Origin of the sequence: Vibrio sp. 947, assembly GCF_033339115.1 — a bacterium.
GTDB classification, from domain to species: Bacteria; Pseudomonadota; Gammaproteobacteria; order Enterobacterales; family Vibrionaceae; genus Vibrio; species Vibrio alginolyticus.
Map to the genome: position 1 here is coordinate 1 of NZ_JAWOTX010000005.1, position 12265 is coordinate 12265.

16 protein-coding genes and 2 pseudogenes are annotated in these 12265 nt (G+C 38.5%); 12 read left to right on the forward strand and 6 right to left on the reverse strand.

The window, feature by feature from the left end:
- Window positions 1–284: 284 nt before the first annotated feature.
- The 8 genes and pseudogenes from R7Q39_RS07615 (at window position 285) to R7Q39_RS07650 (ending at window position 5742) form a co-directional block, all read left to right on the forward strand.
- Window positions 285–617: a hypothetical protein gene (locus tag R7Q39_RS07615; protein WP_193279787.1), complete on the forward strand. Its 333-nt coding sequence runs from the start codon at window positions 285–287 to the stop codon at window positions 615–617.
- Window positions 614–2593, forward strand: coding sequence for a hypothetical protein (locus tag R7Q39_RS07620; protein ID WP_318075974.1), 1980 nt, complete (start codon window positions 614–616; stop codon window positions 2591–2593). The genes R7Q39_RS07615 and R7Q39_RS07620 overlap by 4 nt, the downstream gene beginning before the upstream one ends.
- Complete coding sequence (locus R7Q39_RS07625; RefSeq protein WP_043045452.1) at window positions 2590–3075, forward strand: hypothetical protein; 486 nt, start codon at window positions 2590–2592, stop codon at window positions 3073–3075. Before R7Q39_RS07620 ends, R7Q39_RS07625 begins: the two co-directional genes overlap by 4 nt.
- A 62-nt stretch (window positions 3076–3137) precedes the next feature.
- Window positions 3138–3884 (forward strand): HNH endonuclease family protein, encoded by a 747-nt coding sequence (locus R7Q39_RS07630; protein ID WP_071239021.1) that lies wholly within the window; start codon window positions 3138–3140, stop codon window positions 3882–3884.
- 108 nt (window positions 3885–3992) lie between these two features.
- Window positions 3993–4096, forward strand: a pseudogene (locus R7Q39_RS07635) (IS5/IS1182 family transposase); the annotation flags it as partial.
- Window positions 4097–4551: 455 nt separating this feature from the next.
- A complete protein-coding gene (locus R7Q39_RS07640) occupies window positions 4552–4761 on the forward strand; it encodes a cold-shock protein (protein WP_024703843.1) in 210 nt (69 codons plus the stop codon).
- A gap of 201 nt (window positions 4762–4962) precedes the next feature.
- The gene (locus R7Q39_RS07645; RefSeq protein ID WP_180766682.1) at window positions 4963–5118 is read left to right on the forward strand and encodes a hypothetical protein; all 156 of its coding nucleotides are present in this window, start codon (window positions 4963–4965) and stop codon (window positions 5116–5118) included.
- A gap of 414 nt (window positions 5119–5532) precedes the next feature.
- Window positions 5533–5742 (forward strand): hypothetical protein, encoded by a 210-nt coding sequence (locus R7Q39_RS07650; RefSeq protein WP_318075975.1) that lies wholly within the window; start codon window positions 5533–5535, stop codon window positions 5740–5742.
- 188 nt (window positions 5743–5930) lie between these two features.
- Here the strand turns inward: R7Q39_RS07650 and R7Q39_RS07655 are convergent, their stop codons facing one another.
- From R7Q39_RS07655 to R7Q39_RS07675, 5 genes are all read right to left on the reverse strand, one after another.
- Window positions 5931–6089: a hypothetical protein gene (locus R7Q39_RS07655; protein WP_318075976.1), complete on the reverse strand. Its 159-nt coding sequence runs from the start codon at window positions 6087–6089 to the stop codon at window positions 5931–5933.
- A 238-nt stretch (window positions 6090–6327) separates the two neighbouring features.
- Window positions 6328–6528, reverse strand: coding sequence for a hypothetical protein (locus R7Q39_RS07660; RefSeq protein WP_005379017.1), 201 nt, complete (start codon window positions 6526–6528; stop codon window positions 6328–6330).
- A 119-nt stretch (window positions 6529–6647) separates the two neighbouring features.
- Window positions 6648–6860: a cold-shock protein gene (locus tag R7Q39_RS07665; protein WP_005379019.1), complete on the reverse strand. Its 213-nt coding sequence runs from the start codon at window positions 6858–6860 to the stop codon at window positions 6648–6650.
- 521 nt (window positions 6861–7381) lie between these two features.
- Window positions 7382–7801, reverse strand: a complete 420-nt coding sequence (locus R7Q39_RS07670; RefSeq protein WP_152163668.1) for a DUF1240 domain-containing protein — start codon at window positions 7799–7801, stop codon at window positions 7382–7384.
- Window positions 7791–8705 carry a hypothetical protein gene (locus tag R7Q39_RS07675; RefSeq protein ID WP_318075977.1) on the reverse strand — a complete coding sequence of 305 codons (915 nt, stop codon included), beginning with the start codon at window positions 8703–8705 and terminating at the stop codon, window positions 7791–7793. The genes R7Q39_RS07670 and R7Q39_RS07675 overlap by 11 nt, the downstream gene beginning before the upstream one ends.
- Before the next feature lie 469 nt (window positions 8706–9174).
- Between R7Q39_RS07675 and R7Q39_RS07680 the strand changes: the two are divergent.
- The 4 genes and pseudogenes from R7Q39_RS07680 to R7Q39_RS07695 form a co-directional block, all read left to right on the forward strand.
- Window positions 9175–9357, forward strand: a pseudogene (locus R7Q39_RS07680) (DDE-type integrase/transposase/recombinase); the annotation flags it as partial.
- Between the two features lie 130 nt (window positions 9358–9487).
- Window positions 9488–10597: a hypothetical protein gene (locus R7Q39_RS07685; RefSeq protein ID WP_318075978.1), complete on the forward strand. Its 1110-nt coding sequence runs from the start codon at window positions 9488–9490 to the stop codon at window positions 10595–10597.
- A gap of 2 nt (window positions 10598–10599) precedes the next feature.
- Window positions 10600–10947: an STAS-like domain-containing protein gene (locus R7Q39_RS07690; RefSeq protein ID WP_318075979.1), complete on the forward strand. Its 348-nt coding sequence runs from the start codon at window positions 10600–10602 to the stop codon at window positions 10945–10947.
- 1 nt (window position 10948) lies between these two features.
- Entirely contained in the window at window positions 10949–11425 is a 477-nt protein-coding gene (locus R7Q39_RS07695) for a hypothetical protein (protein ID WP_318075980.1), read from the forward strand.
- A gap of 258 nt (window positions 11426–11683) precedes the next feature.
- On the opposite strand, the gene R7Q39_RS07700 is transcribed toward R7Q39_RS07695, so the two are convergent.
- Window positions 11684–12226, reverse strand: coding sequence for a hypothetical protein (locus R7Q39_RS07700; RefSeq protein ID WP_318075981.1), 543 nt, complete (start codon window positions 12224–12226; stop codon window positions 11684–11686).
- Between the last annotated feature and the right edge of the window lie 39 nt (window positions 12227–12265).

Here is a 12265-nt window from a genome sequence, read left to right on the forward strand (position 1 = left end):
TCTGTCCCTGTATTGTTGGGTACTATCAAAACAGATCGACCACTTAAAGTCATGTCCGAAAATTGGGGGCCACTTCTTATAGCATTTCTAAAGGAGAGAGCATCTCAGTAGCTGTAGATTCAGCCAAAGCTATTAATTCTGACATCCTTTCTGATTATGATTACAGAGAGCGACTTCGTCGCGCTGAGGCCCCTGTGACTACGCTAACTCCAAGTGGAATTCGTTGTAAAGGTCCAAGTACTGAAAAAATTGTTTCTGAACGTAGGAAGGCTAAGAAATTGGGAGTGAAACTTCCAGAAAAGGAGAATACATGTACAGACTTTCTCGCTTGCTATGACTGCGATAGCCACGTTTTAGTTGCATCTGAAACTGATATTTGGTTAATGATGACATTTCGTTATCAAGTGCTTCAAGTGAGAGAGCTTCCTGCGAAAAATTCAGTACCCAAGGCTCGTATCTATGAAATCGAAGCTGTGCTTGCAAAGGTGCTTAGGCGAATGAAGGAAAAGTCGCCAGATAATTATGAGAAAGCCCATTTAAAGTTTGAGAAAGGGATGCTCCACCCCTTATTTGAGACTCGACTTAGTCTCAAGTATGTAATGGGTGGTAAACAATGAACATTGCACGAAATCCGATTCGTTTTAATCAAAATGAAAACCCATTTATTTCATACTGCGGTGATGGGACCGGTAAATCTAGGGTATACGATATAATGTGGGATTTTTCTGCGTTAGGGCAAAACACGCATAAAATATCTTTTAAATCTATCAGGGATATTCATCGTAGAGATATTCAGGTTCTTGTAGCAAAAATGATTGAGTTCAATAAGGATAAGTCTCCCTCTGGACATTTTTCAGTTGCTACTGCTCTGCTATATAGGAAATCTTTGGGCCGGTTAGTCAATGTATGGGGTAAATCCGATTTTGGGTTACTTGACAACAATCAAGAATGGCAAGCTTTTAGGGATTTGCTTAAAGACAGACATTCTAAAACGACTCTTAACACCTTTAGGAGCATGCTTTGCTTTCTCAACAAGTTAGGTGTTATTTCTCGATACGTAACCGTAAAGGATTTTGAATCTCTGGCCCGCAAGGATAGTTTTCCCAAACAAGCTATAGCCCTACCACAACAGATGCATAATCAGATGTTATCTGTTGCCGTAGAATTTGTAGAGACTCATTACACTTACAGGCATGAAATATCAACTTGTATGGCAAATTTTTTTGCTATGCGAGAGAGTGAGTTGATTAGAGCTGTAAGAGAGTCTAAAGGTGATTTATCTCTAAAGGAACTAAAGCCGAAAGTTAATCAGCGAATTTCAAGAAGAGCTAAAAAAATTGTTCGGCCTCAAGCGTTGAAGAATATGAGGTTAGATAGTCAAGCAACATTTGTGTCTAAATTAGTTCGGTGCTGCTTTCTTGTTACTGCTGCATTCTCCGGCGCAAGAAAAACGGAACTATCTCTCATGAACCCTGATAGTTATCAGGAAAGTAATGGAATACCATTTATTAGAGGCTTGTCTTCGAAATCAAATGAAGGAATTCCAGTAACAGTAGTTTGGCAGACTCATTCAATTGTAAAGAAAGCTTTAGAGCTTGCATATGAAGCTACGGAATATGCAAGGAAAGCCCAAAAGATAAGGCTCGAAATTCAATTAGATCAGCAGACTATTGATATTGATAACTACAAACGACTCATGAATGAGCTCGAAAGCTCCTTCATACAAGCAGCAATACTTAATGTGGAAGACTCAGAGCAAGTCAAAGATTCATTCTTGATAACAACGAAAGGAGGTGCTTTTTTTGATGTCGATTTTTTTCTTAATCCAGCTACTGAAGATGAGGTTCATGACTTTGACATCCTCAACCCAGATCGAGATGGTGAACTAGAAGTTGGGGGCTACCCTCCGAGATTCACCCCTCATGATATTAGGCGCTCGTTTGCTGTCTTTATCGTAAGAAACGGGCTTGGCAACGCATTAACTGTCAAAGAGCAACTTAAGCATAAAAACCTAAACATGTCTAATTACTATGCTAATAATGCTGAGCTAGCGCGTATTCAAGGTCTGGTATTGGACGATGAATTATTAGGTGTACTTGAAGGGGTATCAGAAGATACTGTGATTGATGCCTTAGACGAAATCTATAATGGCTCAGAGTTTCTATCTGGTCTTGAGGGAGAGCGCATAATGGAAGCTAAAAACGAGGCACTACGCAAAGGCGAGAAAGTTTATATGAGTAGGTCTCAGCTCCGAGCTTTAGTAAAAAGTGGAGATAAGGCTATTATCATGCTGCCAACGGGGGCGTATTGCACTAATCCTACCTGTGAACGCCTGTGTGCAATTTCTTACTTTATCACGGAGGATAAGTACTGTGAATATGAAGTTGTGACAACACGAGGAGCCAAAATGCTTGCTAATGAGCGTAAAGGTCTAGTTAAAATGTTTCGGGAAATGAACGAAATGAACGACTATGCGTTATTTCGTATTTTGGCTGGGATGAAGGAAAAAATTATCTTCATTGAGAGCACACTTCGTAAACACAATCTCGATTTTGAACCATTTAGTGACGAAATTAAGGTTATATCAATATGAACAAGAAGGATTTGAGTCCTCAACTGAAAGTAACAGAAGAGAGACTAGAGGAGGCTTTGAAGCGTTTGCTTACTAACAAGCCAGTAATTGTTAAGGCTAATGGGAAGCTTTCTTTGAACAAGATAAACAACGAAGCTGGTCTGGGCCACAGCTATATTCATAAGTTCCAGGAGTTTGTCGAGCGAGCCAAACCTCAAATTGAAGCGTACAACCATAATCGTGATAAGTTTATGGCTACCGGCCTTGATATTGATATCGAAGCGACTATTTCGGAAGTGGACAAAATTAAAGGGAAGTTGAAGAAGTCTGAGAAGCAAAGGGATATATACCGCCTTGAACGCAATAATGCTGTTGAGGCTAGGAAGCTGTTAGAAAAGCAGTTAGCTGAAATGACTCATAGAGCTTATATGCTTCAAGAGGAAGTTCTCAATCTAAAGAGAGAATATGATTCTAAAAATGTGGTTACACAGATGAAACGTTAACTCTGTAATCAAATATCAAGGAGATAATAGCTGATGTAATTTGCTGATACTGGTAATATTTAATGCAGTTCATCAACAAAGCTAAGGTGTTTATTTCCGTGCTGTTATTACCCAGAAGCATCATCACAGCTGTATTGCTCGCTGTACCATTTAGTTCTCTCTCACAAGTTAAACTCAGCAATAGTGGTATCTGCCACGACGAAAAATCTCCTAGCTTTGATCGAACGAAAAACTTTAAGGCCTTTGATAGCCTTGAATCCTGTTTAGAAAGTGGAGGGAGGCTTGCTAAAAATCAAAAGCAAGTAATGGTTCATAAGACACCTGACAATCAACCCTATGAAAGAAGCAAGTTTGGACACGGCTGGGCAGATAGCGACAGGGATTGCCAGAACTCGAGAGCAGAGGTATTGATAGATCAATCCATATCACTAGCTAAGTTTAAAACAGATAAACAGTGTTTGGTTGTTTCAGGAAGGTGGCGCTCCCTTTTTACTGGGCAAGAGATCTATTCAGCTTCTGATGTCGACATCGATCATGTTGTTCCATTAAAGTGGGCGTGGGAGCATGGTGCTAAGCACTGGACATATGAAAAGCGAATATCGATTGCTAACGATAAAGCTAACCTAATCGCAGTGGAAGCTTCATTAAACCGACAAAAGGGTGCAAAAGGGATTGATGAGTGGCTACCTCCTAAGAATCAGTGTCAATACATTTTGAGATTTATTCGTATCAAAAAGAAATATGGTATTGAATTAGAGCCATTGAAAGAACAAAAATATCGAGAGATTCAGTCTCAGTACTGCAATTAGTACAGGGCTTTGTTGCAGAAATCGAATGAACTAAATCAGAACCTTACGTTCAGATCAGGGACGTGCATCCACTGACTTTGATTTCAGGCCAAAGCATCGCTATCCACCAAGTACAATAACTCCTTAGTCCACAGAGGTTCACTCACGTTTTGGATTGACGAAGGGGCGATACTGAGTTGAAACAACCTAAACAGGATAGACGTGGAAGACCATAATTGTTTAGTTGTACTACTTATACACGATCTGACAATTTTGATTATACAGTGTGGCTTAATCGTACACCCACACTCGACATCCCACAGCTCACTTTTGGACAAAGGCGAGTTTGGCAGCCGCAAGCAAGTCTCTCTCAAAAAAGACCGTTTGGCAGTATTGATTTATTGCTTAATGTTCCCAACTGTAAAATGTCGGAATCAAGATGAACCCTTTGTGATAAAATGCGTTTGAATAGATGATATAAAGATTAATTTAAAATAAAGGTATATTTTTTTTAATTAATCTGTATAGTGGTCTTTGCTCTGACACAGAGTTGTTTCAAGATAAAATATAAAGAAAGTTTTCCAGCGTCATCCCTAGCAAGTTTCTCTCTGTAATCTCCTTAATGCTCTATCCTAAAATAATACCTATGTTCAGTGCACCTTAATTTTAATTTTATAAGGGGCATAATATGTCTAATCAAGTAATTGGTACAGTAAAGTGGTTTAACGAAACTAAAGGTTTTGGTTTTATTTCTCAAGCAAATGGCGATGATTTATTTGTTCATTTCAGAAGCATTTTAGGCGATGGCTTTAAGAAGCTTATTGAAGGCGAGCAGGTTTCCTTTACTGTAGGTAAAGGTCCTAAAGGCCTTCAAGCAGAAAATGTAACGACTATTTAGCCTTACAATTGAATTTACACTGCCTCGTCATACGCCTGGCGAGTTAGTTGCTCTGACAAAGATTTGTTTCAAGATAAAATATAAAGATAGTTTTCCAGCGTAATCCCTAGCAAGTTTCTCTCTGTAATCTCCTTAATTACCTATCCTAAAAATACTTATGTTCAGTGCACCTTAATTATAATTTTTATAAAGGGGTATAATATGTCTAATCAAATATTTAATAATGAGAATAGAAATAATAAAAACAAATCTATTCAAAATAAAGAAACATCAATACATAAAAAAACAAAGATGAATAGCCTTCTCCAAAGGATTGCTAATGGTGAGACTGGTGTTGTTTTGGAGGAGCTACTTTGAAAAATCACGGTAGAAAGAAGATCTGGTTTAAGTTAAAAAAGTGCGAATCATACACTAAAAATTTTTTATCATATTGAATGTAAGGTTTGTAAAAGGTTGCTCATAGAAAGACTATGCTCTTCAACAGATGAGCTTTGGGAATAGCAACCACGAAATATCTGAGGCACACATCATATTATGACAAGTGGAACGTTAAGTTGCTTAAACAGTAGGGAGCGATGAAACATACTCGTAGTGCTCAGGCTTGTGAGATGAGGTAATAACCATTGTGTGATGGGTCTTTGCCGTCCATGCTCCTTGATAATCAGTTGCTTGCCTAGTCAACTTTTGGGGAGGAACCAAGTCAGTTCGAACGTTTAAGCGTGAAACAATGCTATATTGAAAGCGTCAACCACTCTCAAAAGGAATAGGATCATGCCGACCTATCAGGTCACTTACTTCAACACGAAACACGCCCTGATAGATAGCGAAGCTATCTTCATGAAAAGTCTAACGAACGTCAAGCGCTCAGCTGAGCATCATGCGCCAGAGGGTGCAATACTAATTGAGATTAGAGATTTAATGGATCAAATGCTAAGTCGAATGACACTTGATGATAGCTGGGTAGATAGCTGTGAAGACTGACGTTGGTTAGCAATCATGATTCGTTTTTCGTAGTAGCCTTTGACACAGTTTAGCTTGTTTGTCTGACAAGGCTTGCTCACGATTAAGTTGATCTCGTAAACCTGTCAGCATGTCTCGGTCCAAGTTGTTCAGCTTTTCGGAATGTAAGAGGAGTGTCGTATTGATAAGCTCAGAGAGGTTTCGTGAACTCACAGTCCCCACTCTTTATCCCACTCTTTTTGTTCTTCAATCTCTTCTATGCGCTTGCGAACATCCATTTTTTTCAACTCTTCTGGTGTCCGTTTAATCCCTTTCTGATTAATACTAAATTGCTTCTGCTTTTGTGTCGGTTTAGGTAACTTGCTCATATATCATCCTATTTTTGGTGGTTTACTGAATTCCGCCCCGCGTTCATATTGGCTATGAAAACAACAATGATACTACACAAGTCAGAACATAAATGGGCAATAGTAAATTCAATGGCTTTTCTAAATGAGATCAACACGGATTGAACCAACGATTGCAGAAAACTGAGACTCAGGCTTTTAAAAATGTAGCGATGCTAAGAAAAATAATTTTAGGTGATTTTATTCAGGTTAGAATTCATTACCTCTTATTGATGTATCGTTCCGCGTTTGCAAAAAGCTTATCGCATGCTTTTTTCTGTGCTAAATATTCTGATGAACCTTCAGCCATAGAGTCGAGAATTCCTTTCGCTTCTTGATATTCTTTTACCATCGCAGCGAATCGTTCTTCGAAGTTGTTTTTCTGTGTTTTCTTGCTTGATTTTCTTACTGGTTTTCTCATGTTGCTTCTTATCTTATCGATCCCAATATTTATTTTTATTCGTATTTCGAACGTTCAGAATCTTTATTAAACATAAAGTAAAAAAGTCTCCTCGACAGAAGAGACTTTTTAGAAATATTTTATACTAACGTAACATTATCCGCTTGAGGGCCTTTGTTACCTTGTTCAACAACAAAAGAAACCTTTTGGCCTTCAGATAATGTTTTGAAGCCTTCACTAACAATTGATTTGAAGTGAACAAATAGGTCAGAACCGCCGTTATCAGGGGTGATAAATCCAAAACCTTTGGATTCGTTAAACCATTTTACTGAGCCTGTTGATTTATTTGACATAATATATCTCGATACATTGATTAAGTTAAAAAGAAAGCTACTAAATAAGGAATGAAGAAAAAGGTATCGCAGGATAAATATGACGAATTTAATCGAATAAAAACTGAGAAGAGCTTGAACTAAATATTTTACTAATAGCTCACCGTTTGAGCTGCTGCCACTATACACTATATGAACATAATAGATATCTATTTTTTGATTGATTTTTATTACCTATAAAATCAATAACTTAAAAGTAAACCCGTGAAAAGTGAAAGGCTGAATTGAAATCAACAACATCATTAAAATAATTATTGCAAAACAGATATTCGATACAAGTATCATCCCTATTTCTAACTTTGAATGGGGCAGAGGCTTGCTAACCAGGATCTAGCTGAAACGTCCAGAATGATGTTTCGGAAAATTGAACATTGGAAATTAATGAGTAACTTCAAGTATTAAAAAACGGCTTTGGGAGAGTTAGCGCATGACGTGTACATACGCTAACAGAGTGGCTTGTGCCAAAAGCGTGAAAGACAATTTTAATCACACAAGCTAAGGTCTAAAACATAGGTCCGACTTGAGGATTTTAATGTGAGTTCTCGTTCAGAGGTGCATTCGATATAGCTTTTCTCATGAAGTTTTACCTTCAATGCTCCATTTACCTTCCAGCCAGTTAGAAAAGCTAATACAGATATCCCCCCAAGAATGATTATAAATATCTTGGGTATCCAGAGGAGCTTTTTCCCTGTAATTAGGCAGATGACCATGAATACAGACACAACAAACATTGCCCAAGAAAAAGCAAATGTAGAAGCATCATTAATCGCTCCACTTACGACTATTCTATCATGAAGCAGTTTATGTGCATCAAACACCTCTATAACATCGTGAGCTGATAGTAGGAAAAGTGATGAAAAAATCAAACAGAAAGCAAATGCCTTTAAACGGTTAATTTTCATCAATTAATCTCTCAACTTCTTTTTTCATTGGTTCAGTATATCTATATTTCTCATCTACTTCAGATACTTTCTTACCAATGTAAAATGCACTTATGGCAAAGAAACCTAGTAACAATGCTGTAGGCGGGGTAGCAAACGCTAGGATTAATCCAGCTCTTAATACTAAAGTAGCACCTTGAGCTATTACGCCTGCAACCACACCTTTAGATATATCCGCTGTAAATTGGCCGACCACTTCACCTAGCGTTTTTTCATCATGCAAAATGTAGTCAACTGCATTAACCGCACCACTAAACACAAGCTCTACATAGATGTTGCCTTTCAAGAAACTGACATTGCCTTGAACGGTATTTAGGGCGTGACCAATTTTAAGCATTTGTGGTGTTGCTTCTTGCCAACGGATACCTAGGTCTAAATATTTAGGCTTGTAGTTCTCAACCACAATATTCATTACACCATTGATATTTACAGCTTTGGCAGTTGCTCCCCATCCACCAAGCTCTTTAGCGACCTCATAAGCGCCTTTAAGCCCCATACCTACGCCAGTGTAGTCCTTGCCATTCGAAAGTTGTCCATGCGAGTCTTTGATGAGCAAGTCTAAATACTCGTTACCTTCTTCAACAGTCAGTACCGCAATACTCACGTTCTCTTGTTGAGAAGTGTCCCACTGATATTCTTTAGCTTGCTTTTGTAAATCATCGTTCCATTCTTTTTCTGTTAGGTCGTAAGCTTGTTGGACAGCTTTGCGTTCAGTAAGAACGCGCTCTCTGTTTTCAGCCCATCGTTTCTCATCGCTCGCGGTAGATCTCAGCTCTTCCTGACGTTCTCGGCGTTGACGTGCTGCTCGTTCTCTATTGGTTTCTTGTCTTTCTTCTGGGGCTACAGGAGCGGATTCATATCTCATGGGAGTCGGTTTTACTGATAAATAAAAAGGATAATAACAATATTTTCAGTGATTTATCATCCTCAACAAGATTACATGATGATTTAACCAATTAAATAGGCAAATTGCCAAGTCAAACAAACATAGTAAAGGGGCAAGTCGTGTTGATTTGTATTCTATCGGATAACTTTTTGTAGGGTAAATTTACATCAGCAAGATATTAAAGAGCATTTACTCTGAATGATTTTGGGGCAGTTCTGCGTTACGATGATCTACCCCGTCAGCAAGCCGTTGGACAAAACCGTGTCAGTAATATTGATAATTTAGCAGTTTCTAAATTATCTGAGGTATGGAAAGTCAGTTTTGCTAAGCGTCCAGTCTGAGTGATGCAAATCAGAATCCTTCTCTCAATAATTAACTCACGATATTGTGCCAAATCGTCGGTTTTCATAGAATTGAGTGAAAGAATATGGCAAAGCTCATATAAAATATATGTTGGTCAATGGGCAGTCGTATCACCAAAGAACTTGCGTTAGACTCCTTCTTAATGGCGGTTTGGCGACGTAAGCCTGATGGGAATATGTTGGTTCACTCAGATCAGGAAAGCCAGTATACGAGCTACGATTGGAATGAATTTCTAAGAGCTCATGGCGTGGAAGGCAGCATAAGTCGTTGAGGTAATTGCCATGATAACGCAGTAGCCAAGAGCTTCTTCCAACTGCTAAAAGTCGTCTAGTTAAGTAGTAGCGATTAAAAAACTATAGTCCTTTAAGCTATATTTTTAACTATAACCAGCTAATAAAATGAGAAAAATAGAACAAGAAAGTTCGAGAGAACATAGCCTTCAGATTCAGAAGCAGCAGAAACGAAAAGCTTCTTCTTATGGTAAGAAAAGACACAATAGAAACAGTATTGGTAGTTTATTTCTTGGGAAACACCCAAAGATTGCTGCTCCTAGAGAAATTGATTTGATTGATGGCTCTATGGAAATGTGTGATAACTTTTTTACTCTTCTCAGAAATGAACTTGAGAAGAATCCAAAGTTCTTATACATAGACTTCAGTAACACCACCATGCTTAAGGCAATGCCTCTATTGGTTATCTACTCCATTATTGATGAGGCCAGAGAGGAGCATGGGATAACGACTGAAATCCGGGTGATATGGTCGAAGCGTAAGAAGCAAGTAAACAACGTTATTAACATTAGTGGTAACTTTGCAACTGCTTCAGAACGTGAGGAAAAAATAGGGTCGTCTTCCTATCTTCCTGTCATTATGGGAGATAATTCAAGAGCAAATGACTTGAGTAATATCTTTGTCGACTACATATTAGAAAAGTACTACCCAGATGCAGATGCTGAAAAAGAACAAGAAATTTCTTCAGCTATTCAAGAAACTGTAGATAATGTCGGTCGCCACGCATACCCAGATGAACACGATCACGGTCGTAAGCGTTGGTGGTTTAGTTGTCACAGAGTTGAACATAACTTGTATATTGTGATTTATGATACTGGTGTAGGCATCCCTAATTCATTATCAAAAAATAATGCAGTGTTTCTATCACGTATAAATGATTTGTACCCAGATGAGTACAAAGGTGCTACAAGTGAAACTGTAGAACAAGAATCCACTAACATGTTCGATGCTTTAAGGGTTTGGTTTCAGAAGAATTTAAATGATGGTCAATTAATTCGTGCAGCCATGCACACCAATGTTACTTCCACAGAGTTGGACCAGCATGGGCAAGGCAGTAGAAGTATTAAGGCACTGATTAACGAAGATGAGAACAGCTACCTGTTGATGTTTAGTAACAATGGTTTTTATTGTTACACGAATGATAGAGACGACAATGAAAACAGTGTTGATACTACGAGTCATAAAGTACCAGGTACGTTGATTCAATGGAGCATTTAAAAGTGAATGAGATAACAATCACTGTAGTTAAAGACTTTCACCCTAAACCGTATGGCCGCTATATCATAGACGGCCCAGGTTGCGATAATACGTCAGGGGAAGTATTTAGAGATAAGCTCTTGGCTCCTGCGTTAAAAAAACACGACAAAGTAACTGTCGACTTAACTGGTTATAACCGGTATGGACGTTCATTTCTTGATGAGTCTTTTGGCGGTTTGATTAGACAATGTGGTTTTACCAAAGCTCAGTTAGATGAGAAGTTGGTATATGTACACAATGACTTAACGTCAGTAATAGCGATCATTGATGAGAGAATTCAAAAAGCAGAGCTAAAGCGTATAACGGGTTAACATGAGTTACTTGATTTATGCTGTCAGTTGGCTGTTAGCGGTATTTATCCATATCAATACCTTAAAGCGAACATCGCTAACTAATACCAAAGAAGCTCTTGTCAGTGAGATATATAGCCTCTTAGACGTTAACAAGGATGGTGCGGAGCTCCTTGTTAAAGAAACTACTTTTGCACATAAATTCACTCGCATAGAGAACAAAGTAAAAGAGTTTAATACTCTGTGTAAGCGTTCTTTGATTTCTACTGAACATGATGATTTTAAAAGTCTGTTTACTTACGATGTCGAAGCTGGGGATCACTCTGATTTAACCCGTAAATGCTATGACGCTGTTGATTATGTAGATAAAACGTTCCACCGACACATACAAAACAAATACTCATTCTTCTACTTGAATCGATTCGAACTAGCAGGGATATTTTGCACTCTGTTTTGCATTTATTCAGCTATAAAGATTGTCACCTGGCTTTATGTGTAGGCTTTGTAACATTACAAAAACTAGGTCAACTGACGAAATTCTATAAGGACGGCAAGAAGTTTCTCTGGCACGCTTTGGGGCAGTTCTGCGTTACGATGATCTACCCCGTCAGCAAGCCGTTGGACAAAACCTTGTCAGTTACATTACTAAATTAGAACGTAACGGATTAGCTCACGTATGGAGAGGTAACGCTCCACTCAAAATAAAAACGGCTAGCAAGAATAACTCAAACTAGCCGTTTATTTTATGTTCACGTTATTAAAAACCTAAGATAGAACGCTTGTTCTTCTTTAGGTGTTTTAGGTACGGGTCTTCCTTAGCATCATAGCTCTTTAAGTGATCTATTCCTGCAAGTAATCCATACTCCTTTTCTGCCTGCTTAAGGGCTTTTTGAATGATCGAATCTTTAGAATGTAGACTGACTTTTGTCTTTGCAACTCTTGGTCGAGCTATTTCCTCAACTGTAAAATATCGTCTGGCTTTGGTGAGCTCTCGAATCTGAACACCAATGTCTTGGTGCTTCACTATATATGAGTTTGGTGTACTGTTTTCCACAACAGCTGCGATGTCGCCTGCAACAGACTGCAAATCGTTTAACTGCTTTTCCCGGTGCGCGTTAATCAAACTCTCTAACGCCTTTTTTCTCTCTATAGTTCTGCTTCTCTTTGCCGATTTCAGCTTCGCATTAGAGTCATAAGATTTGCTGGAGTTAGATGTTGATGGCGCATCATCTTCCTTATATGCGTCATATGATTTTTTTGCGCCATACGCTAATGGTATAACCGCCAACCATAAAGCCATTGTTTTGCACCCTTTAAACTTGAAAGAGGGTCCTGCAAT